Consider the following 20,990-nt stretch of genomic DNA (forward strand, 5'->3'; position numbering starts at 1 on the left):
CCTGGCCCGGGCGCGACGGGACCTGCGTGAAGGAATGCGCGGGGCGTCGATTGCGTACTCCGCTGGATTTCTTGCCCGATCCAATGGCGGCAGCGCGCCTTGGCAGATGGAGACGGGCCGGCGGGTTAGAGTCTTTTGCAAAGGCTCCAAGCAGCATGGCCCCCAGACACCACGACACGGCCGCCGAGGGCAGGCCGCCACAGCACGCGATGGCGCAGGTCATCGGCGCGCGCACGCCGGGCGCGGGCGACTTCGAAACACCGATCGCGGGCCTGGCCTTCTTCAGGCGCGAATGCCCCGCGCCGCCCGCCGTCTGCATGATCGAGCCGAGCATCGTGCTCGTTGCCCAGGGCGCCAAGCAGATGTGGGTGGGCGGCGAGGCTTATGCCTACGACACCTCGCGGTTCCTCGTCACCTCGCTGAACGTGCCCGCCAATTCGGAGGTGATAGTGGCAAGCCCCGGGCAGCCCTGCCTGGGCCTGGTCCTGAAGCTCGACGTGCGCATACTGGCCGAGCTGATTGCGCAGGGCGGCCTGCCGCCGCCGCGCGATCGCCCGGTCGGCGTGGGGGTGGGCATCGGCGCGGCCACGCCTGCGATCCTGGGGCCGTTCGCGCGCCTGCTCGAACTGCTGGACGAGCCGCATGCCATTCCCGTTCTTGCCCCGCTGATCCAGCGCGAGATCCACTACCGGCTGCTGATGAGCGACCAGGCCGCCCGGCTGCGGCAGATCGCCTCGGTGGACGGACAGGGCTACCGGATCGCGCGGGCCATCGACTGGCTGAAGCTGAACTACGCCTTGCCGCTTCGCATCGACGAACTCGCGGCGCGCGTGCAGATGAGTGCGCCCACCTTCCACCACCACTTTCGCCAGCTCACCGCGATGAGCCCGCTGCAGTACCAGAAATGGCTGCGGCTGAACGAAGCGAAACGCTTGATGCTGAGCGAACACTTCGATGCAGCGGGCGCGGCGTTCAGGGTCGGCTATGAAAGTCCCTCGCAGTTCAGCCGCGAGTACAGCCGGCTGTTCGGTGCGCCGCCCAAGCGGGACATCGAGGTGCTGCGCGGGGCGGCCAGGGGCACCGATATGCCCAGGCACGCGCTGGCGAACCCGGCATAGGAACTTCCGTTCTCAGGAGCTTTCGAGCTCAGCGGATCGGGCAAGAAAACAAGCGGAATGCCCTACCAATCCCCGCGCGGCGCCAGAAAAATAAGGAGCCGAAGACACGATGAAACTGTTCGCAGGTGCATGGCATCCGTTCTCCTATTGCGACCGCCGATGGCGCGTGATATCAGAAAGGGAAACGATGGCCGATCGATGCACCCGAACCTCGAACAACAGGAGCCGACATGGACAGTCCCACGATTCCCTTGATCTCGCGGCGCGACGCGCTCATTGCCGGCGCCGCCACCGCCACTGCCGCGGCGGTTTCTTCTTCGGCACCTGCCGAAGCCGCGGCCCCCAAAGCAGCCGCAACGCCAGGACCCCGCGCGAAGCTCTCGCTGAACGTCAACGGGCAGGTCCACGCGCTCGATCTCGACACGCGCACCACCTTGCTCGATGCACTGCGCGAGCACCTGCACCTGGCCGGCACCAAGAAGGGCTGCGACCATGGCCAGTGCGGCGCCTGCACGGTCATCCTCGATGGCCGGCGCATCAATTCCTGCCTGACGCTCGCGGTCATGCATGACGGCGCGCAGGTCACCACCATCGAGGGCCTGGGCACGCCGCAGAACATGCACCCGCTGCAGGCCGCCTTCGTCAAGCACGACGGCTACCAGTGCGGCTACTGCACGCCCGGGCAGATCTGCTCGGCGGTGGCCGTGCTCGACGAGATCAAGCGCGGCGTGCCGAGCCACGTGAGCGCCGATCTCACCGCGCGTCCGCTGCTGTCGGCCGAGGAATTGCGCGAGCGCATGAGCGGCAACATCTGCCGCTGCGGCGCCTACTCCAACATCGTCGATGCCATCACCGAGGTGGCCGGGAGCCGCACATGAAGCCATTCACCTACGAGAAAGCGCAGTCGCCCGCGCAGGCCGCGGCGGCGGTCGCGCGCCACCCAGGCGCCAAGTTCATTGCGGGCGGCACCAACCTGCTGGACCTGATGAAGCTGCAGATCGAGGCGCCCACGCACCTGGTCGACGTGAACGGCCTGGCGCTGGACAAGATCGAGCCGACACCCGAGGGCGGCCTGCGCATCGGCGCGCTGGTGCGCAACACCGACCTGGCCGCCGACGAGCGCGTGCGCCGCGACTACGGCGTGCTGTCGCGCGCACTGCTGGCCGGCGCCTCCGGCCAGTTGCGCAACAAGGCCACGACGGCGGGCAACCTGCTGCAGCGCACGCGCTGCCCCTACTTCTACGACACCGACCAGCCCTGCAACAAGCGCCAGCCGGGCAGCGGCTGCAGTGCCATCGGCGGCATCACGCGACAGCATGCGGTGGTCGGTACGAGCACGGCCTGCATCGCGACGAATCCAAGCGACATGGCCGTGGCGATGCGCGTGCTCGACGCGGCGGTGGAGACGGTGCGCCCCGACGGCCGCACGCGCGTGATCCCGATCGCCGACTTTCACCGCCTGCCTGGCAACACGCCGCACATCGAGACGGCGTTGGAGCGGGACGAGCTGATCACCGGCGTGACGCTCCCCAAGCCGATCGGCGGCACGCAGATCTACCGCAAGGTGCGCGACCGCGCCTCCTACGCCTTCGCGCTGGTGTCGGTGGCAGCGGTCGTGCAGCGCGACGGCTCGGGGCGCGTGGCGCTGGGCGGGGTGGCGCACAAGCCGTGGCGCGTGGAGGCCGCGGAGGCCGCGATGCCGCAGGGCGCCAAGGCGGTGGCCGCGCGACTGCTGGCCGGCGCGCAGACTACGCACGAGAACGCATTCAAGTTGCCGTTGGCCGAGCGCGCGCTGGCCGCGGCACTGGCGCAAGCAAGGAGCTGAGCAGCATGAAATTCGACACGCCCGCCACGACCAATCCGATCGACCAGCTCAAGATCATCGGCAAGCCGACGGACCGCATCGACGGCCCGATGAAGACCACCGGCACCGCGCGCTACGCCTACGAACGCCACACCGAAGTACCCAACGCCGCCTACGGCTGGGTGGTGGGCGCCGGCATCGCGAAAGGCCGCATCGCCTCGATGGACCTGGACGCCGCGCGCGCCGCACCGGGCGTGCTGGCCATCGTCACGGCGCGCAATGCCGGCAAGCTCGGCAAGGGCGACTTCAACACGGCCAAGCTCCTGGGCGGCCCCGAGATCGACCACTACCACCAGGCGGTCGCACTGGTCGTGGCCAACACCTTCGAGCAGGCGCGCGCCGCGGCGCAGCTGGTGCGCATCGCCTACACGCGTGCGCCGGGCCGCTTCGACCTGGCCGCCGAAAAGGATGCGGCGCAGATGCCCAAGGCCGATCCGTTTTCCGGCGAGCCGCTGACAAAGGCGGGCGACTTCGCGGGCGCGTTCGCCGCGGCCCCCGTGCAGCTCGATGCCACCTACACCACGCCCGACGAGTCGCACGCGATGATGGAGCCGCACGCCTCCATGGCACAGTGGCAGGGCGACAAGCTCACCATCTGGACCTCGAACCAGATGATTGCCTGGGGCGTCGGCGACGTCGCCAAGACGCTCGGCATCCCGAAGGCGAATGTGCGCCTCGTTTCGCCCTTCATCGGCGGCGGCTTTGGCGGCAAGCTGTTCGTGCGCGCCGATGCACTGCTGGCCGCGCTGGGCGCCCGGGCGGCCAAGCGGCCCGTGAAGGTGGCCTTGCAGCGGCCCTTGATGATGAACAACACCACCCACCGGCCCGCCACCATCCAGCGCATCCGCATCGGCGCCGAGAGAGACGGCAAGATCGCCGCCATCGCGCACGAAGGCTGGTCCGGCGACCTGCCGGGCGGACAGCCGGAAACCGCGGTCAACCAGAGCCGGCTGCTGTATGCCGGTGCCAACCGCCTGACGACCACGCGGCTGGCCGTGCTGGACCTGCCCGAGGGCAACGCCATGCGCGCGCCCGGCGAGGCGCCGGGCATGATGGCGCTGGAAATCGCGATGGACGAGATGGCGGAGAAGCTCGCGATCGACCCGGTCGAATTCCGCGTGCGCAACGACACGCAGGTCGATCCGGAGAAGCCGCAGCGTCCGTTTTCGCAGCGCAGGCTGATCGAATGCCTGCGCACGGGCGCCGAGCGCTTCGGCTGGAGCCGGCGCAATGCCACGCCGGGACAGCAGCGCGACGGTCGCTGGCTCGTGGGAATGGGGATGGCCGCGGCGTTCCGCAACAACCTCCTGATGAAGTCGGCCGCGCGCGTGCGGCTGGACAACCGGGGCATGGTCACGGTGGAAACCGACATGACCGACATCGGCACCGGCACGTACACCATCATTGCGCAGACCGCCGCCGAGACCATGGGCGTGCCGCTGGACCGGGTGCTCGTGCGCCTGGGCGATTCGGCCTATCCCGTGTCGTCCGGCTCGGGCGGGCAGTGGGGCGCCAACAACTCGACTTCGGGCGTCTATGCAGCCTGCATGAAGCTGCGCGAGGCCGTCGCGAGCAAGCTGGGCTTCGGCGCGGTTGACGTGGAATTTGCCGACGGCATGGTGCGCGCCGGCGAGCGTGCGTTGCCGCTGGCCGAAGCGGCGGGCGCCGAAGGTTTGATGGCCGAGGACGGCATCGAGTACGGCGACCTCGACAAGAAGTACCAGCAGTCCACCTTCGGCGCGCATTTCGTGGAGGTGGGCGTCGACGCGGCCACCGGCGAGATCCGCGTGCGGCGCATGCTCGCGGTGTGCGCGGCGGGGCGCATCCTGAACCCCAAGTCGGCGCGCAGCCAGGTGATCGGTGCCATGACGATGGGCGTCGGCGGGGCGCTGATGGAAGAGCTGGCGCTCGACAAGCGGCATGGTTTCTTCGTCAACCACGACCTCGCGGGCTACGAGGTGCCGGTGCATGCCGACATTCCCCACCAGGAGGTGATCTTCCTCGACGAGACCGACCCGATCTCCTCGCCGATGAAGGCTAAGGGCGTCGGGGAACTGGGCATATGCGGCGTCGCGGCCGCGGTGGCCAACGCGGTCTACAACGCGACGGGCGTCCGGGTGCGCAACTATCCGATCACGCTCGACAAGCTGCTGGATCGGTTGCCGCCGGTGGTGTGAGGCGGGGCAGCTGGAGACATGAGGGCTTTCCGATGCCCCTGATCGGCACCGGGGCACCTGGTGAGTTGCAGAATGCGCCTGAAGGTTGCAAAATGGAACCTCAAGGAGTCTCGCATGAGCCAGGCAGTGAAGATCTCGGAAATTGAAATGAAAGCGCTGCGGGATGCGGCGCGACTGAACAGCCGGTCGATTTCGGGACAGGCCGAACACTGGCTTCGCATCGGCCGTGCCATGGAACGCGACCCGCAGGTCGGTTATTCCCGCGTTGAAATGGCCTTGCGCGGCCTCGAGCCGATGTCGCTCGACTCGCTCGCTGAAGCCGAGCAGGATGATTTCATCCAGGGCCTGGCCGATGCACCCGCCACCGTCGTGGAAGAGGACTTCTGGCGCGACCGCCGGCGCCGGGGCGTGGGTGTCGGCCTCGACGACAAGGATCGATTGGTGTTCGGCTCTGCCGCGGTGAAGCGTTGAACGCCGTGTGAGTCGTCCGACGATGATCATGCTTGCCGGACCGAATGGTGCCGGCAAGTCCACTTTCTACGAACTCGTCCTGCGCCCGCGGATCAAGGCTCTGTTCATCAATGCCGACATGATCCAGCGCGAGGAACTCGGCGATCCGTCGATGGCCGCCGCCTACCGGGCGGCCGAGATCGCGGAAAGCCGGCGCCGGCAGGCGCTCGAACGGCGCATCGGCTTCATCTCCGAGTCCACGTTTTCCCATGCGTCGAAACTCGATCTGCTCCGCGATGCCAAAGCCGCGGGATTCCGGGTCGTGGTCTATCACATCAACGTCCGCCGGCCGGAGCTTTCGGTGAGCCGGGTTGCGCAGCGGGTGGACGAAGGCGGGCACGACGTGCCCGAAGACAAGATCCGCGAGCGCTTCGAGCGCAACCAGCCGCTGATCCGCGACGCCGTGCTGCAGGCCGATCACGGCTTCGTCTACGACAACTCCGGGCTGAATGCGCCTGCGCAGCGCGTCATTGCCTTCAGGGAAGGCCGTGTGATCGAGGTCTCTGCGGACCTGCCGGCCTGGGCCGGGGCGCTTTACGGCCGAGAACTCGGGCTTCATTGACGTGCGCCGCTCGTCGACCTTGCATCGACCGGCGCGGTATGGCCGATATTCAACAGATTGAGCTACCCGGTGCGCCTGAGAAGACGACACACCGATCTTGCTTGAGCTGCAAGGGCTGGGAACGCTCTAGAATGAGCAAAATATTGAGCACTTCTCGGCTCTCGGAGATTCGCATGTCTATTTCCGTTCGCGACATTGTTCCGTTTTCAACAGCGCGCACCCACCTTTCGGACCTCGTACTCGAAGTGCAGAACGGCGCGGAAAAAATCATCACGAAGAACGGCGAACCGGCTGTGGCCGTGATCGATGCCAAACGGCTTGACCACTACCACCGGCTGGAGCGTGCACGCATCCACCTGCTGCTGCTCGACGAGGTCGAACGGGGGTTGGCGGATGTGCAGGCCGGCCGCACGGTCGATGCGCTGGAAGGCCTGGCGGAGCTGAAACTGAAGCGCAAGGCGCGTTCCGGCGGCACTGCCGGCTGAAATGGCTGGCCGCGAAGAAGAAGGGGCGGCACTGGCGCGCGTGCAGTACGCGCGCAACTTTGCATCGAACCTCGAAAGCATCGAAGCATTCTGGCTCGACAACGACTTTGCACAAGGCTATGAGCGCCTGCTCGATGCGCTGACCGATGTCGTTGTTCCGAACCTGCAGCGGCACCCTCGCATGGGTCGGCATTTTCTGAAACGGGCCGTCGAATCCGTCGAGGCGAAGCGGCTTCTCGAGCGCATTGGCTTGCAGCTGTCCGCTTTGGGCCCCAATGCCGAGCTGCGCGAATACGTGATGGATGAATACCTGGTCCTGTACCTTGTGTCCGATGGCGATCCAGGTGATGCGGGCATTGTTCAGTTGTTGGCGATCAAGCACCACAGGCAGCTCGGCTTCGATTGGCCAACCCGCTAACCCATCATCGCCGCAGCCGCCTTGATCGCTTCGCGCACGCGCCCATAGGTGCCGCAGCGGCACACGTTCTCGATCGCGTCGATGTCCGCGTCGGTGGGGTTGCGGGTGCGCCGCAGCAGGTCGACCGCCGCCATGATCTGGCCTGGCTGGCAGAAGCCGCATTGCGGCACGTCGAGGTTCATCCAGGCCTGCTGCACCGGATGCAGCGTGTTGCCGTTGGCCAGGCCCTCGATGGTCGTGACCTGCCGGCCGCGCACGTCGGCGACCCGCGTGGAGCAGGTGGTGACCGCCTTGCCGTCCACGTGGCAGGTGCAGGCCTTGCACACGTTGATGCCGCAGCCGTACTTCGGGCCGGTGATGCCGAGCTTGTCGCGCAGCACCCAGAGCAGGGCCATGTCGTCAGGCGCCTCGACGTCGACGTTGCCGCCGTTCACCTTGAAAGATTGCACAGGCATGGCGGGCTCCTCAGTGGGGTACCGGCACGACGACCGGCGTGGGCAGCTTGCCCGGGGGGATGGGGGTGAAATCGACGGGGAAGTTCAGCGGAAAACTCCGCGGCTTCTTGCCGGTGGCGCGCGCATAGGCGTTGGCGATCGCGCCCGAGCTGGCCGACAGGCCCACCTCGCCCAGGCCGCCGATCGCCTCGCCGCTCGTGGGGGGCATGATGATGACCTTCACGTCCTTCGGGTAGTTCTTCATGCGCGCGAAGTGGTACTGCGAGTAGCTGCCTTCCAGCGGCAGGCCGTTCTGGATGTGCAGGCCGGCCGTCAGCACGATGGAGATCGACTCGCACAGGCCGCCCTGCATCTGCGCCTCGATGCCCGAGGGGTTGATGGGGGTGCCGACGTCGATCGCGATGGTGGCGCGGGTCACCTTGAGGTCGGTGGGCACGCGCGCGTCGAGCTCGACGATGCAGGCGGTGAAGGACTTCGACTCCTGGTGCACGCCCACGCCCTGTGCGAAGCCCGCCGGCATGGCCTTGCCCCATTGCGCCGCCTCGGCCACGGCCTTGAGCACCGCGCGTGCGCGCGGCAGGCGCAGGTATTCGAGGCGGAAGGCGACGGGGTCCTTGTGCAGCGCCCTGGCCATCTCGTCGACCAGGATCTCCTCCACCATGCGCGAGGGCTGGATGTGCACCGAGCGGTAGGAGCAGGTGTTGATGTCCATCGCGACCGGCGTCAGCAGCTTGGTGGTGACGCCGAAGTTGTACGGCGAGCTGACCATGGTCTTGAACATGACCTGCTCGATGGCGAAGTTGCCCACCGTCTGCGGAAATCCGTTGGGCAGCGCGATGGCCGCGGCGCCCAGCATCTCGCCGAAACCGTGGCGCGTATCGAGCCGCACGCCCGCGATGCGCTGCTCGAAGGAGATGACCTGGCCCAGCAGCATCGTGGCGCGCGCCCGATGGAACATGGGCGGCCGCACGCGGCCGTGGCGCATGTCGTCGGTGCGGTGGTACATCAGGCGGCAGGGCCGGCCCAGCGCCTTGGAGATCTGTACTGCTTGCAGCGTCGCGTCCCAGAACAGCCGCCGCCCGAAGGAGCCGCCGGAGGGCACCGCATGCACCTTGACCTTGTCCAGCGGCAGGCCCAGGTCGGCGGCCACCGCCTGCTGCGTGACGATCGGGCTCTGCAGGCCGGACCAGATCTCGGCGCGGTCGGCGCGCACGTCGGCAATGGCGCATTCTGTTTCCATCGGGCAGTGCGAGACCGCCGCGAACTCGAACTCGCCCTCGACCGTCAACGCGCCCAGCGGCGGCAGCAGGAAGGGCAGCAGCGCGGATTTGAGCTTCTGCTGGATGCTGGCGTTGGACTCGCCGGCGACCGGGCCCGCGGTCCAGGTGACGTCGAGCGCGTTCACCGCGGCCCAGGCCTGCCCGAAGGTCTCGGCCATCACCGCCACGCCGGGCGGCGTGGGCACGATGCCGTTGGTGGCGGGAATCGGCGCGATGCCCAGCACGCCGGGCATGCCCATCACCGCGGTCGTGTTGTTGATGCGCACGAACTGGCCGTTGATGGTGGGCGGCCGGCACACCATGGTCGGCTTCGCGTCGGGCACGGCCTGGTCGAGCGTGAACTTCTTGCGTCCGGTCACGATGTCCAGCGCGTCCAGCCGCGTCACGCGCTGGCCGACCACCGCGCTGGCGGAGCCCGCGGCCAGCCCGCCGATCAGCGGCATGCCCGCATGCAGCGAGCGCACGCTCGAGGAGCCTCCGGTGAGCTGGTTGTACATCAGCTCCGGGCTGGCGTCGGCGGAGCCCACCTCGATCGCGTTCAGCGGCAGGCCCAGCTTGTCGGCCAGCATCATCGCGGCGGCGGTGGCGATGCCCTGGCCCGACTCGAAGCGCGGCAGCTCCAGCCGGACGCGGCCGTTCGCAAGCTTGCTCACCTTGACCAGCGGCATGGTCGGCAGCGCCGTCACCGTCACCGCATCGCCGATGTCGACCAGGTCGGTCGTGTCGGGCGGGGTCATCGGCAGTATCGCGGCCCGGGCCGACGAAGGGGCCGCGAGGCCGCCGAGCCCCGCGGCGGCCGAGATCAGCGGCGCGGAGGCCGCATATCCCAGCAGGTCGCGCCGGCGCATGCCGGGCGGTTCGTCATGAGAGGGCGCAGGCGTGGGGCCCGCGCCGGATTCGGGATGTTCCATCCTTGTCTCCAGTCTTATGGTTGTGTGGCGAACGGGAGTCAATATGTCATGATCGCCGCGACAAAAATGTCTTTTCAAAGACATTACTTACGGATGTGTTCGCCGGCCTTCCCACGCAGGCCCCGGTGTGCACGGAGGAGCGAGCAAGCAACAGGCGAGCGAGGCAAGCACGTATGTCGTCGAAGGCCATGGAGACCATGCTCCGCGAGAGCTTGTGGGCGCAGACCCTGGCGGCCGAGGAACTCGACCGCGTGGTGCGCGAGTCGTACGAGCGCGAGGTGCCGGCCGGCGGTTTCGTGATGCGCCGCGGCGAGCCCGCGGACCTCTGGCTCGGCGTCATCGAGGGCCTGGTGAAGATGTCGCTCTCGCTGGCCGATGGCCGCGTCTCCACATTCACCGGCGTGACCTCCGGCGGCTGGGCCGGCGAAGGCTCGCTGCTGAAACCCGGCCCCTGGCGCTACGACGGCGTGGCCATGCGTCCGACGCGCGTGGCCTGCGTGCCGCGCCATACCTTCGAACGCCTGGTGTCGACGAACCTCGAGTTCGACCGGTTCCTGCTGTCGCACATCAATGCGCGCCTGAGCCTGTTCATCGGACTCATGGAGTTCGACCGCCTGCTGGGCCCCGACGCGCGCATTGCACGCTGCCTGGCCAGCCTGTTCGACCCGATCCTCTATCCGCAGGCGAGCAGCTTCGTACGCCTGACCCAGGACGAGATCGGCCTCCTGTCCGCGGTCTCGCGCCAGCGCGCCAACCGGGCGCTGCATGCGCTCGAGCGCGCAGGCCTGCTGCGGGTGGAGCACGGCGGCGTGGAGGTGATCGATCTTGAAGGCCTGCGCAACTACCTTGGTGAAGGGAGCTCCTAGCGCAGCCGGCGGTATCCGGGTTTATCCTCGTTTTTTGGTTATGGATCAAAACTACATTGGTTATCTTCAATAACCTTTGTGGCCGACGGTGCCGCCGGCCGAGGAGACCAGCATGGATCACATCGTGTCATCGTCCTGGCGGTCGGCATGGGCCGCGGTGGGTGCGGCCGCATTGCTCGCGGCCTGCGGCGGAGGTGGCGGCGGCGGGAGCGGCGGCTTTGCATTCCTGCCGATCGTTCCGGCCGCGCCGGCGGCACCGCCGCCTGCGCCACCCGCACCGCCGCCCGCGGCCTCGCGGGAGGCGAGGCCCGGCACGCTGCAGTCGTGCAGCGACCTCGCGAGCAAGGCCGCCTTCAATGGCACGGCCTACACCAGCATCACTTCCGTGGCGGCCGGCACCCTCACGGTGGCGGGCGTGGGCACACCCACGCCGGCGCACTGCCTGGTGCAGGGAAAGATGAACGAGCGCAGCAGCAGCGTCGACGGCCGCACCTATGCGATCGGCTTCGAGATGCGCCTGCCGGTCGACTGGAACGGGCGCTTCTTCTACCAGGCCAACGGCGGGCTCGACGGAAGCGTGGTGCCGGCCACGGGCGGCGTCGGGGGCGGGTCGCCCACGACCACGGCGCTGCACATGGGCTTTGCCGTGATCAGCTCCGATGCGGGCCACTCGGGCGCGCAGAACCCGGTCTTCGGCATCGATCCGCAGGCGCGCCTGGACTACGGCTACAACGCCGTCGCGCAGCTCACGCCGATGGCCAAGAACCTGATCGCCAAGGCCTATGGCCGCGCGGCCGACCGCTCCTACTTCGGCGGCTGCTCGAACGGCGGCCGCCATGCGATGGTGGCGGCCGCGCGCTCCGCCAACGATTACGACGGCATCCTGGCCGGCAATCCCGGCTTCAACCTGCCGAAGGCCGCGGTCGCGCAGCTCTACGGCGTGCAGCAGTACGTGCAGGTGACGACCGCCAACACGCCGGCCGGCAAGCCGGACCTGCAGACGGCCTTCACGCAGGCGGAGATGGACACGGTCGCCGGCGCCGTGCGGGCCAAGTGCGACGCGCTCGACGGCGCAACCGATGGCATCGTCGCGAACGTGCAGGCCTGCAAGACGGCCTTCAAGCTGGCCACCGACGTGCCCACCTGCAGCGGCGCGCGCGACGGCAGCTGCCTCACGGCGGCGCAGAAGACCGTGCTCGACAACGTCTTCGGCGGTGCGCGCAACACCGCGGGCGCCGCGCTCTACAACGGCTTTCCGTATGACGCGGGCATCAACGGCGCCGATTGGCGGCAATGGAAGTTCTCCAACTCGCAGAACCTGGACACGGCCGCGGTCGGCTTCGTGTTCAGCTCGCCGCCGCTGGGCACGAGCCGCCCCTCGGGCATCGACTTTGCGCTGGGCTTCAGCATGGACGCCGATGCGCCGGGCATCTTCGCGACCACGGCGCTCTACACCGAGTCGGCCATGTCCTTCATGACGCCGCCGAACCCGGGCAACCTCGCGGTGCTGCGCGACCGCGGCAGCAAGCTCATGGTCTACCACGGCACCAGCGACGCGGTGTTCTCGTCGGACGACACGACGCGCTGGTACGACGAACTGCGCGCGGCCAATGGCGGCGATGCCTCCGGCTTTGCGCGCTTCTTCCCGGTGCCCGGCATGAACCACTGCGGGCGAGGCCCGGCCACGGACCAGTTCGACATGCTGACGCCGCTGGTGGCCTGGGTGGAGAAGGGCAAGGCGCCGGATGCCGTGGTCGCCGCCGCGCGCGGTGCGGGGGCCAACGTGGTCAACACGGAACTGCCCGCCGGCTGGTCGGCCACCCGCACGCGGCCCCTGTGCCCGTACCCGAAGGTGGCGACCTACGTGGGCGGCGATCTCGAATCGGCTGCCAGCTTCGCCTGCAAGTAGGCGGGCCTACACGCGAAGCAACCCGCGAAAGCCCCTGGCCGCGTAGTACGACTGCGCGCCGTTGTGATAGACGAACACCCGGCCATAGCGCCGGTCGCCGAAGAGGGCGCCGCCGAGCGCCCGGATCTCCGGCGGTGCCTGGATCCAGCTCGAGGTCTTGAGGTCGAACTCGCCGAGCGCCTGCAGGTCCCGGTACTGTTCTTCGGTGAGAAGCTCGATGCCCATCGCGGCGGCCATCTCGACCGCGCCGCTCTTTGGCTTGTGTTCCTTGCGGGCGTCGAGCGCTTCGCGGTCGTAGCAGAGGCTGCGGCGGCCGCCGGGGGTCTCCACGGAACAATCGCAGAAGCTGAGGCGGCCGGTCTTCCTGTCCTGGCCGATGAGGTCGGGTTCCCCGCCCGTGGCCTCCATCTCGCGCAGCGACTTCAGCGCGCCGGGATGGGCCTCGAGCCTGGCTTGCACGTCGGCCCAGGCGATGGCCTTGTGCCGGTGCATGTTCTTCTCGAAGCGGGTCTTCAGGGCCTGGAGCAGCGCTTCCCGTTCTTGCGCCTTCATGGTTCTTGAATGAGTGCGTTGGGGTTGGTTGCAGGTCTGCCTTGCGCGTGACAGTTTGCCAGATGACATGCGCGGCCCGCGGGATTAAGCTTTTGCCCCGCGCAGGAAATCGCTTGCGATGGAGGTCTCGCCATGACCAGTCCAGCCCGTTCGTTGCTCCGCACTCCGGCACCGGGGAAAGAGATCGATCTTCCGGCCAGGATGGTGGGCGAGGGGTTCCAGATTGCCGCCCGCTCGCAGAAGACCTACGTCGCCACGGGCGCGCCCGTGGTCTTCTTCGACGTCCTCTCCGACAACGGCGAGCGCATCGGCATGGCCAATGCGATCCTCGAGCCGCGTTCCGAGGCCGTGGCGGGCATCGGGCATGTCTGCGTGACGCTGAGCGAGGCGCACGCTTCCGTGGAGCTGCTGACGCAGGTCGCCGATGTCCTGGTCGACTACGCCCTCGATTCGGGCCTGCGCGAAGTCATGATCGTGGTGCCGCAATCGCATGCAGATTCGGTCGAGGCGTGCTGCAGGCTCGACCCGGTCTCGTCCGGCGCAACGCACCTCGGGCACGGCGTCGAGGGGCAGGTCTACATGTATCGACGGTAGCGGGGCACCTGCGGGATTTCACCAAGGCCCTGCGGCGGCTGGCGCGGCGCATACTTGCCGCAGCGCCGCTCGCCGGCCCCTCCGGGGCTCCGGGCGACTGTCAGGAGGCACGCCTTGCAGCGAACCGACATTGCGAACCCGGCCTATTTCCACAAGGTCGTCGATTGCCAGTACGCCTGCCCGGCGCACACCCCCGTCCCCGAATACATCCGCATGATCGCGCAGCGCCGCTACGGCGACGCCTACATGGTCAACTGGGTGTCCAACGTCTTTCCCGGCATCCTGGGGCGCACCTGCGACCGGCCTTGCGAGCCGGCCTGCCGGCGCGGGCGGGTGGAGGAAAGTAACTCAAAGAATCCTGAGCCGGTGGCGATCTGCCGGCTCAAGCGCGTGGCGGCCGACATGAAGGAGGACGTGCGCGCGCGCATGCCCAAGCCCGCGCCCGGCAACGGCAAGCGCATCGCCTGCGTGGGCGCGGGGCCGGCCTCGCTCACCGTCGCGCGCGACCTGGCGCCGCTGGGCTACGAGGTGACGGTGTTCGACGAGGAGGCCAAGGCCGGCGGCTTCATCCGCACCCAGATCCCGCGCTTTCGGCTGCCGGAGTCGGTGATCGACGAGGAGACCGGCTACATCCTGGACCTGGGCGTCGAGTTCCGCGGCGGCGAGCGCATCGGCTCGATGAAGGCGCTGATGGCCGAGGGGTGGGACGCGATCTTCGTCGGCTGCGGTGCGCCGCGCGGGCGCGACCTGGACATTCCCGGGCGCCGGGAAGCGGCGGCCGCCATCCACATCGGCATCGACTGGCTCAATTCCGTGTCCTTCGGCCACGTGAGCCGCATCGGCCGGCGCGTGATCGTGCTGGGCGGCGGCAACACGGCGATGGACTGCTGCCGCTCGGCCCGGCGCCTGGGCGGCAGCGACGTGAAGGTGATCGTGCGCAGCGGCTTCGACGACATGAAGGCCTCGCCCTGGGAGAAGGAAGACGCGCAGCACGAAGGCATTCCGATCATCGACTTCCATGTGCCCAAGGCCTTTGTCCACGACGAGGGCCGGCTGCTGGGCATGACCTTCGAGCGGGTCCGCGCCGAGTACGACGCGCAGGGCCGCCGCACGCTGGTGCCCACCGGCGAGCCCGATGCCTGGTTCGAATGCGACGAGGTGCTGGTGGCGGTGGGTCAGGAGAACGCCTTTCCGTGGATCGAGCGCGACTGCGGCCTCGCCTTCGACACCTCGGGCCTGCCCGTGCTCGACAAGAACACCTTCCAGTCGACGGTGCCCCATGTGCTGTTCGGCGGCGATGCGGCCTTCGGCCCCAAGAACATCATCACGGCCGTGGCCCACGGCCACGAGGCGGCGGTGTCGATCGACCGGCTGCTGCGCGCCGAGCCGGTGTATGTGCGCCCGGCGCCCATGACCAACCTGGTGTCGCAGAAGATGGGCATCCACGAGTGGAGCTACGACAACGACACCTCCAACGACCTGCGCTACAAGGTGCCGTGGGCCAAGGCCGAGAAGGCGCTGGCCAGCATCGCGGTGGAGGTGGAACTGGGCTTCGACGCCGCCACCGCCTTCAAGGAGGCCGAGCGCTGCCTGAACTGCGATGTGCAGACGGTGTTCACCGAATCCGCCTGCATCGAATGCGATGCCTGCGTGGACATCTGCCCGATGGACTGCATCAGCTTCACCACCAACGGCGACGAGGCGGATCTGCGCCAGCGGCTCAAGGCGCCGGCGCTCAACCTGGCGCAGGACCTGTATGTTTCGGGCGGGCTCAAGACGGGCCGGGTGATGGTCAAGGACGAGGACGTCTGCCTGCACTGCGGCCTGTGCGCCGAGCGTTGCCCCACGGGCGCCTGGGACATGCAGAAGTTCCTGCTGAAGATGACACCTGCGGGGCAGGGGGCCACTGCATGAGCGCCATTCCACAAATTGAGGCGGTCAACGATTTCGTCATCAAGTTCGCCAACGTCAACGGCTCGGGATCGGCCTCGGCCAACGAGCTGTTCGCCAAGGCCATCCTGCGCATGGGCGTGCCGGTGAGCCCGCGCAACATCTTCCCGAGCAACATCCAGGGCCTGCCGACCTGGTACGAGGTGCGCGTGACCGAAGACGGCCACCTGGGCCGGCGCGGCGGCACCGACATGATGGTGGCGATGAACCCGCAGACCTGGGACGCCGACGTGGCCGAGCTGGAGCCCGGCGGCTACCTGTTCTACGACAGCACGCGGCCGCTGCCGCCCTCGAAGTTCCGCAGCGACGTCCGCGTGATCGGCATGCCGCTGACCGAGATCTGCAACGCCGTCTACCAGGACCCGCGGCAGCGCCAGCTGTTCAAGAACATCGTCTACGTGGGCGCGCTGGCCATCCTGCTGGGCATCGATCCGGAAGTGGTCGAGAAGCTGTTCGGCGAGCAGTACAAGGGCAAGGAAAAATTGCTCGCCTCCAACGTGCAGGCGCTGCACCTGGGCTGCGACTTCGCGCGCGAGAACCTCGAGCCGCTGGGCCTCAGGGTGCGGCGCGCCGACCGGGTGGGCGACCGCATCTTCGTGGACGGCAACAGCGCCGCGGCGCTGGGCTGCGTGTACGGCGGCGCCACGGTGGCGGCCTGGTATCCGATCACGCCGTCGTCCTCGGTGGCCGAGGCCTTCCAGAAGTACTGCGCCAAATTCCGCGTGGACCCGGCCACCGGGCAGCACCGCTTTGCCATCGTGCAGGCGGAGGACGAGCTGGCTTCCATCGGCATGGTGGTCGGCGCGGGCTGGAACGGCGCACGCGCCTTCACGGCGACCTCGGGGCCCGGCATCTCGCTGATGGCCGAGTTCATCGGCCTGGCCTACTTTGCCGAGATCCCGGTCACGCTCATCAACGTGCAGCGCGGCGGCCCATCGACGGGCATGCCCACGCGCACGCAGCAGGCCGACATCCTGGCCTGCGCCTATGCCTCGCACGGCGACACCAAGCACGTGCTGCTGTTTCCGGAAGACCCGCACGAGTGCTTCGAGCATGCGGCGGCGGCGCTGGACCTGGCCGACCGGCTGCAGACGCCGGTGTTCCTGATGACGGACCTGGACATCGGCATGAACCAGCGCCTGTGCGCGCCCTTTGCCTGGGACGACAGCCAGGCCTACGACCGCGGCAAGCTCATGAGCGCCGAGGAGCTCGAGGCCGGCCGCGACTTCGGCCGCTACAAGGACGTGGACGGCGACGGCATCCCCTGGCGTACGCTGCCGGGCACGCACCCGAGCAAGGGCAGCTACTTCACCCGCGGCACCACGCGCGATGCCTATGCCCGGTACTCGGAGCGCGGGCCGGACTACATCTACAACATGGAGCGGCTGCTGAAGAAGTTCGCGACCGCGGCCGCGCTGGTGCCGCAGCCGGTGCTGCGCCCGGCCGCCGAAAAGACCGACCTGGGCGTGATCTATTTCGGTTCGACCAGCCCGTCGATGCACGAGGCGCTGCAGGCACTGGAAGCACGCGGCATCCACCTCGATGCGCTGCGGCTGCGCGCCTTTCCGTTTCCGCAGAGCGTGGTGCAGTTCCTCGCGCAGCACCGGCAGGTGTTCGTGGTCGAGCAGAACCGCGATGCGCAGATGCGCAGCCTGCTGGTCAACGAGCTGGACATCGATCCCGCCCGGCTGGTGCGGGTGCTGCATTTCGACGGCACGCCCATCACGGCGCGCTTCATCGTCCAGGCCATCAGCACGCATGTGCAGGAGACGCAAGCCTCTGGCACGAAGGAATCGGCATGACCTACCTCGCCAAGCCCCGGCTGCACCATCCGACGCTGGCCACCAACAAGGTCGGCTACACGCGGCGCGACTACGAGGGCAAGATCTCCACGCTGTGCGCCGGCTGCGGACACGACTCCATCTCCGCCGCCATCATCGAGGCCTGCTGGGAGCTGGACATCGAGCCGCACCGCGTGGCCAAGCTCTCGGGCATCGGCTGCAGCTCCAAGACGCCGGACTACTTCCTGGGCGCCTCGCACGGCTTCAACACGGTGCACGGCCGCATGCCCAGCGTGCTGACCGGCGCCAACCTGGCCAACCGCGACCTGCTGTACCTGGGCGTCTCGGGCGACGGCGATTCGGCGTCCATCGGCCTGGGCCAGTTCGCCCACGCGATGCGGCGCGGCGTGCGCATGGCCTACATCGTGGAGAACAACGGCGTCTACGGCCTGACCAAGGGCCAGTTCTCGGCCACGGCCGACCAGGGCTCCAGGAGCAAGAAGGGCGTGGTCAACAGCGACAGCCCGGTGGACCTGGTGGCCATGGCGCTGCAGCTGGGCGCGAGCTACGTGGGGCGGGGCTTCTCGGGCAACAAGGCGCAGCTGGTGCCGCTCATCAAGGGGGCGATCAGCCACGGCGGCGCCGCCTTCATCGACGTGATCAGCCCCTGCGTCGCCTTCAACAACCACCCGGGCAGCACCAAGAGCTACGACTACGTGCGCGAGCACAACGAGGCGGTCAGCCGCATCGACTTCATCAGCGGGCGGGAAGAGATCACCGTCGACATGGCGCCGGGCGAAGTGATGGACGTGCGCCAGCACGACGGCACCCTGCTGCGCCTGCGCAGCCTGCATCCGGGCTACGACCCCGGCGACCGCCATGCCGCCATGGCCCACATGCAGCGGCACCAGGAGATGGGCGAGGTGGTGACCGGGCTGCTCTTCGTCGATCCGCTGGCCAGCGACCTGCACACGGCGCTCAACACCAGCGACCGGCCGCTCAATGCGCTGGGCCCGGCCGAGCTGTGCCCCGGCGCCGAGGCGCTCGCGCGGCTCAACGCGTCCTTGCGCTGAGCGGCGTCCGGCGGCACCATTGGGTTCCTTTCCGGAGGGCGCACCATGGCCGAGCGCACCGTTTTCCAATCCATCTCGCGCAAGCACGTGATCAGCCTGGGTCCGCAGGCCAGCGCGCGCGACGCCGCGTGCGTGATGACGCGCGCCAACTGCGGCAGCGTGCTCGTGCTGGAACTGCCCGACATCCTGCTGGGCATCCTGACCGAGCGCGACTTGATGACCCGCGTGCTGGCGCGGGGGCTCGACCCCGACCGAACGACGGTGCGCGAGGTCATGACGCCCAACCCGATCTGCGTGCCGCCCGAAACGCCGGTGTCCGACGCCGTGGTGCTGATGCTCGAACGGGGCTTTCGCCACCTGCCGCTGGTGGCGGGAACGAAGATCCTGGGCGTGTTCTCGGTGCGCGACGCGCTGCCGCGGGAGCTCGGCACGGCGGTCAGCCTGACGGAGTTCCGCGAGCAGGTGAACGACGCGCTGGGGTAAGGTGGAGGATGGCGTCCCGTCCGGATCAACCTCCTGCGGTGGTGTCGCCATCGAAAGCCTTCCCCACATGCTGAATCCCCTTCGTTCCGACTGCCAACTTGGACAACGGTTGGCGTCGCAGTACGGCATCGACGCCGTGCAGTCACTCGTGAGCAGGTCGCGCCGCGGCTGCGAGCTGGGCGTCGCCCGGATGCGCTATGAGTTGCCGCATCTGTTCGTGCTCGCGCCTCTCCCGCTCGAGAACGCATTCCTGCTCAGCGTGGAGATCAATCCGGGCGGCAGCCGGCGCATCGTCCGTGACGGCAAATCCCGGCAACTGGGCCTGCAGCAGGAGGGCGCCTTTCACATTGCCGATCTTTCGCAGCACGCCTCGGCCTACGTGAGCAGCCCGTTCCATTCGATGTTCTTCCACCTGCCGCGCGCAACCATCGATGCGTTCACCGAAGAAATGGAGATGCCGCGTGTCGATCGGCTGGACTGCGCCGCCGGCACGCTGGACCCGGTGGTCGCCCATCTGGGCCGGGCCATGCTGCCGGTGCTGATGCATCCGCAGGATGCGAGCCGGCTGTTCGTGGAACACCTGGCGCTGGCACTGAAGGCGCACGTGGTGCATGTCTACGGCGGCGCGGCCGGGCCGGCGCCCGTGCACACCCGAGGCCTCGCGCCGTGGCAAGAGCGCCGCGCCAAGGACTTTCTCGTGGCGCACCTCGCAGGGGACGTATCGCTGGGCGACGCGGCGCGCGAATGTGCGCTGTCGCGCAGCCACTTCAGCAAGGCGTTCAAGCAGACGACGGGGCAGACGCCGCATGCATGGCTTGTAGCGCAGCGCGTGCAAGCGGCGCGTCGGCTGCTGGGGCAGCCGCATCTTCCGATTGCCGAGATTGCCACGGCCTGCGGTTTTTCCGATCAGAGCCACCTGACGCGGGTTTTCACCGCGCACACAGGCACATCTCCGGCGCGGTGGCGGCGCCTGAACGCGGGCTGATTCGCGCGCCGGCCAAGGCCGGTCAGGCCGACCTTGGCAGCAGCGCCGGAACCAGCTGCCGGTTCAGCTGCTTCACCCACCACTGGAGCGCCTTTCCCTTGGCGCCGGTCTTCCATGCGAGCCAGAAGGCCTCGGGTGCGCGCGGCTCTTCGGTCTGCAGCTCGACGAGCGTGCCGCGCTTCAGGTCGCCCTCGATGCAGGCGCGCGGTAAGAATCCGTGTCCCAGGCCCGCGGCCTGGCAGGCGATCTTCGCGGCCATGCTTGGTACGGCGACGTGGTGCTGGCCGGCAAGCAGCCCCACGGTGCGGTCGGAAAGGGTGCGCGCGCTGTCGCTCACCACGATGGCGTTGCACTCCAGCAGGTCGCCGCGCTGCAGCGGCCGGCCCAGGCGCGTGAGCGGATGCGTGGGCGCCACGCAGAAAGCGAAGTCGAGGCTTCCCACCATCACCGCCTGGTAACCCCCGCCGGCCGGCCCTTCGCCCGCGGCCACGACGATGTCGGCGCGTCCTTCGCGCAATGCCTCCCAGCTGCCGGTGAGCGCCTCGCACCCGATGCGCAGCCGCGTGCCGCAGCGCAGCGCCTCGAACGCGCGAATGTCGTCGATCAGCGCCTGTGTGGGAATCAGCGAGTCGTGCACCAGCCGCAGCTCCGATTCGAACCCGGTGGCGATCTGCCGCATGCGCGACTCGAGGTCGCCGGCGGCGCCAAGCAGCCAGCGGCCTTCCTTGAGCATTTCTTCGCCGGCCGCGGTGAGCGTCACGCGCGGGCCGTTGCGCACGAACAGCAGCATGCCCAACTGCTCCTCGAGCTTGCCCACCGCGTACGAGATGGTGGAGGGCACCTTGTTCAGGCGCGCGGCGGCGCCTGCGAATGAGCCGTGGCGAGCGATGGCGTCCACGAGTTCGATGGCTTCGAGACTGAGCTTGAGCACGGCTGGTCCTTGGAAATGAATCATCGAAAAATTCGATGATTGACGGCTAAAAGTTTCGTCAACAGGCCTCGATGAAAGAAAGATGA

The 20,990-nt window shown here is 68.2% G+C and carries 20 protein-coding genes; 16 read left to right on the top strand and 4 right to left on the bottom strand.

The genetic code is table 11. The annotated features are described in order from the left end of the window. Nucleotides 1-155: 155 nt before the first annotated feature. The 8 genes from ACAM58_RS28030 (at nucleotide 156) to ACAM58_RS28065 (ending at nucleotide 7,134) form a co-directional block, all read left to right on the top strand. A complete protein-coding gene (locus ACAM58_RS28030) occupies nucleotides 156-1,118 on the top strand; it encodes an AraC family transcriptional regulator (protein WP_018907155.1) in 963 nt (320 codons plus the stop codon). Between the two features lie 230 nt (nucleotides 1,119-1,348). Then, on the top strand, nucleotides 1,349-1,996 hold the full coding sequence (paoA, locus tag ACAM58_RS28035; protein WP_018907154.1) for an aldehyde dehydrogenase iron-sulfur subunit PaoA: 648 nt from the start codon (nucleotides 1,349-1,351) through the stop codon (nucleotides 1,994-1,996). Beyond that, nucleotides 1,993-2,943: a xanthine dehydrogenase family protein subunit M gene (locus tag ACAM58_RS28040; RefSeq protein ID WP_018907153.1), complete on the top strand. Its 951-nt coding sequence runs from the start codon at nucleotides 1,993-1,995 to the stop codon at nucleotides 2,941-2,943. The genes paoA and ACAM58_RS28040 overlap by 4 nt, the downstream gene beginning before the upstream one ends. Before the next feature lie 5 nt (nucleotides 2,944-2,948). Then, the gene (gene paoC / locus ACAM58_RS28045; RefSeq protein WP_062364806.1) at nucleotides 2,949-5,159 is read left to right on the top strand and encodes an aldehyde oxidoreductase molybdenum-binding subunit PaoC; all 2,211 of its coding nucleotides are present in this window, start codon (nucleotides 2,949-2,951) and stop codon (nucleotides 5,157-5,159) included. Between the two features lie 114 nt (nucleotides 5,160-5,273). Further along, nucleotides 5,274-5,630, top strand: coding sequence for a hypothetical protein (locus ACAM58_RS28050; protein ID WP_018907151.1), 357 nt, complete (start codon nucleotides 5,274-5,276; stop codon nucleotides 5,628-5,630). 7 nt (nucleotides 5,631-5,637) lie between these two features. Beyond that, the gene (locus tag ACAM58_RS28055; protein ID WP_259347612.1) at nucleotides 5,638-6,231 is read left to right on the top strand and encodes a zeta toxin family protein; all 594 of its coding nucleotides are present in this window, start codon (nucleotides 5,638-5,640) and stop codon (nucleotides 6,229-6,231) included. Nucleotides 6,232-6,404: 173 nt separating this feature from the next. Further along, the gene (locus tag ACAM58_RS28060; protein WP_018907149.1) at nucleotides 6,405-6,716 is read left to right on the top strand and encodes a type II toxin-antitoxin system Phd/YefM family antitoxin; all 312 of its coding nucleotides are present in this window, start codon (nucleotides 6,405-6,407) and stop codon (nucleotides 6,714-6,716) included. Nucleotide 6,717: 1 nt separating this feature from the next. Continuing rightward, nucleotides 6,718-7,134 (top strand): type II toxin-antitoxin system RelE/ParE family toxin, encoded by a 417-nt coding sequence (locus ACAM58_RS28065; RefSeq protein ID WP_062364805.1) that lies wholly within the window; start codon nucleotides 6,718-6,720, stop codon nucleotides 7,132-7,134. Here the strand turns inward: ACAM58_RS28065 and ACAM58_RS28070 are convergent. Both ACAM58_RS28070 and ACAM58_RS28075 read right to left on the bottom strand, forming a co-directional pair. Further along, the gene (locus tag ACAM58_RS28070; RefSeq protein WP_062364804.1) at nucleotides 7,131-7,589 is read right to left on the bottom strand and encodes a (2Fe-2S)-binding protein; all 459 of its coding nucleotides are present in this window, start codon (nucleotides 7,587-7,589) and stop codon (nucleotides 7,131-7,133) included. The genes ACAM58_RS28065 and ACAM58_RS28070 overlap by 4 nt on opposite strands. A gap of 10 nt (nucleotides 7,590-7,599) precedes the next feature. Then, nucleotides 7,600-9,780, bottom strand: a complete 2,181-nt coding sequence (locus ACAM58_RS28075) for a xanthine dehydrogenase family protein molybdopterin-binding subunit (protein WP_062364803.1) — start codon at nucleotides 9,778-9,780, stop codon at nucleotides 7,600-7,602. Nucleotides 9,781-9,953: 173 nt separating this feature from the next. Between ACAM58_RS28075 and ACAM58_RS28080 the strand changes: the two genes are divergently transcribed. Together ACAM58_RS28080 and ACAM58_RS28085 are read left to right on the top strand one after the other, a co-directional pair. Then, the gene (locus ACAM58_RS28080) at nucleotides 9,954-10,646 is read left to right on the top strand and encodes a Crp/Fnr family transcriptional regulator (protein WP_081247562.1); all 693 of its coding nucleotides are present in this window, start codon (nucleotides 9,954-9,956) and stop codon (nucleotides 10,644-10,646) included. 112 nt (nucleotides 10,647-10,758) lie between these two features. Next, the gene (locus ACAM58_RS28085) at nucleotides 10,759-12,555 is read left to right on the top strand and encodes a tannase/feruloyl esterase family alpha/beta hydrolase (RefSeq protein WP_062365378.1); all 1,797 of its coding nucleotides are present in this window, start codon (nucleotides 10,759-10,761) and stop codon (nucleotides 12,553-12,555) included. A 6-nt stretch (nucleotides 12,556-12,561) separates the two neighbouring features. Here the strand turns inward: ACAM58_RS28085 and ACAM58_RS28090 are convergent, their stop codons facing one another. Then, nucleotides 12,562-13,107 (bottom strand): DUF4256 domain-containing protein, encoded by a 546-nt coding sequence (locus ACAM58_RS28090; RefSeq protein ID WP_062364802.1) that lies wholly within the window; start codon nucleotides 13,105-13,107, stop codon nucleotides 12,562-12,564. 132 nt (nucleotides 13,108-13,239) lie between these two features. Here ACAM58_RS28090 and ACAM58_RS28095 point away from each other — a divergent pair, with 132 nt between their 5' ends. The 6 genes from ACAM58_RS28095 to ACAM58_RS28120 all read left to right on the top strand — a co-directional run bounded on the left by ACAM58_RS28095 (nucleotide 13,240) and on the right by ACAM58_RS28120 (nucleotide 19,973). Beyond that, on the top strand, nucleotides 13,240-13,701 hold the full coding sequence (locus ACAM58_RS28095) for a hypothetical protein (protein ID WP_062364801.1): 462 nt from the start codon (nucleotides 13,240-13,242) through the stop codon (nucleotides 13,699-13,701). A gap of 114 nt (nucleotides 13,702-13,815) precedes the next feature. Then, entirely contained in the window at nucleotides 13,816-15,615 is a 1,800-nt protein-coding gene (locus ACAM58_RS28100) for an FAD-dependent oxidoreductase (RefSeq protein ID WP_062364800.1), read from the top strand. Next, complete coding sequence (locus ACAM58_RS28105; protein ID WP_062364799.1) at nucleotides 15,612-17,453, top strand: 2-oxoacid:acceptor oxidoreductase subunit alpha; 1,842 nt, start codon at nucleotides 15,612-15,614, stop codon at nucleotides 17,451-17,453. The genes ACAM58_RS28100 and ACAM58_RS28105 overlap by 4 nt, the downstream gene beginning before the upstream one ends. After that, on the top strand, nucleotides 17,450-18,505 hold the full coding sequence (locus ACAM58_RS28110; RefSeq protein ID WP_018907134.1) for a 2-oxoacid:ferredoxin oxidoreductase subunit beta: 1,056 nt from the start codon (nucleotides 17,450-17,452) through the stop codon (nucleotides 18,503-18,505). Before ACAM58_RS28105 ends, ACAM58_RS28110 begins: the two co-directional genes overlap by 4 nt. Nucleotides 18,506-18,550: 45 nt before the next feature. Then, the gene (locus ACAM58_RS28115) at nucleotides 18,551-18,988 is read left to right on the top strand and encodes a CBS domain-containing protein (protein WP_015865532.1); all 438 of its coding nucleotides are present in this window, start codon (nucleotides 18,551-18,553) and stop codon (nucleotides 18,986-18,988) included. A gap of 1 nt (nucleotide 18,989) precedes the next feature. Beyond that, complete coding sequence (locus tag ACAM58_RS28120) at nucleotides 18,990-19,973, top strand: AraC family transcriptional regulator (protein ID WP_230537980.1); 984 nt, start codon at nucleotides 18,990-18,992, stop codon at nucleotides 19,971-19,973. Between the two features lie 22 nt (nucleotides 19,974-19,995). On the opposite strand, the gene ACAM58_RS28125 is transcribed toward ACAM58_RS28120, so the two are convergent. Then, the gene (locus tag ACAM58_RS28125) at nucleotides 19,996-20,904 is read right to left on the bottom strand and encodes a LysR family transcriptional regulator (protein ID WP_018907132.1); all 909 of its coding nucleotides are present in this window, start codon (nucleotides 20,902-20,904) and stop codon (nucleotides 19,996-19,998) included. Between the last annotated feature and the right edge of the window lie 86 nt (nucleotides 20,905-20,990).

The organism is Variovorax sp. V116 (assembly GCF_041154435.1).
Classification (GTDB): Bacteria; Pseudomonadota; Gammaproteobacteria; order Burkholderiales; family Burkholderiaceae_C; genus Variovorax; species Variovorax paradoxus.

Coding starts and splice junctions, on each gene's coding strand:
- ACAM58_RS28070 (WP_062364804.1), bottom strand. CDS start 7,589: ATGCCTGTGCAATCTTTCAAGGTGAACGGCGGCAACGTCGACGTCGAG.
- ACAM58_RS28040 (WP_018907153.1), top strand. CDS start 1,993: ATGAAGCCATTCACCTACGAGAAAGCGCAGTCGCCCGCGCAGGCCGCG.
- ACAM58_RS28095 (WP_062364801.1), top strand. CDS start 13,240: ATGACCAGTCCAGCCCGTTCGTTGCTCCGCACTCCGGCACCGGGGAAA.
- paoC (WP_062364806.1), top strand. CDS start 2,949: ATGAAATTCGACACGCCCGCCACGACCAATCCGATCGACCAGCTCAAG.
- ACAM58_RS28090 (WP_062364802.1), bottom strand. CDS start 13,107: ATGAAGGCGCAAGAACGGGAAGCGCTGCTCCAGGCCCTGAAGACCCGC.
- ACAM58_RS28050 (WP_018907151.1), top strand. CDS start 5,274: ATGAGCCAGGCAGTGAAGATCTCGGAAATTGAAATGAAAGCGCTGCGG.
- ACAM58_RS28030 (WP_018907155.1), top strand. CDS start 156: ATGGCCCCCAGACACCACGACACGGCCGCCGAGGGCAGGCCGCCACAG.
- paoA (WP_018907154.1), top strand. CDS start 1,349: ATGGACAGTCCCACGATTCCCTTGATCTCGCGGCGCGACGCGCTCATT.
- ACAM58_RS28075 (WP_062364803.1), bottom strand. CDS start 9,780: ATGGAACATCCCGAATCCGGCGCGGGCCCCACGCCTGCGCCCTCTCAT.
- ACAM58_RS28065 (WP_062364805.1), top strand. CDS start 6,718: ATGGCTGGCCGCGAAGAAGAAGGGGCGGCACTGGCGCGCGTGCAGTAC.
- ACAM58_RS28080 (WP_081247562.1), top strand. CDS start 9,954: ATGTCGTCGAAGGCCATGGAGACCATGCTCCGCGAGAGCTTGTGGGCG.
- ACAM58_RS28105 (WP_062364799.1), top strand. CDS start 15,612: ATGAGCGCCATTCCACAAATTGAGGCGGTCAACGATTTCGTCATCAAG.
- ACAM58_RS28115 (WP_015865532.1), top strand. CDS start 18,551: ATGGCCGAGCGCACCGTTTTCCAATCCATCTCGCGCAAGCACGTGATC.
- ACAM58_RS28110 (WP_018907134.1), top strand. CDS start 17,450: ATGACCTACCTCGCCAAGCCCCGGCTGCACCATCCGACGCTGGCCACC.
- ACAM58_RS28085 (WP_062365378.1), top strand. CDS start 10,759: ATGGATCACATCGTGTCATCGTCCTGGCGGTCGGCATGGGCCGCGGTG.
- ACAM58_RS28060 (WP_018907149.1), top strand. CDS start 6,405: ATGTCTATTTCCGTTCGCGACATTGTTCCGTTTTCAACAGCGCGCACC.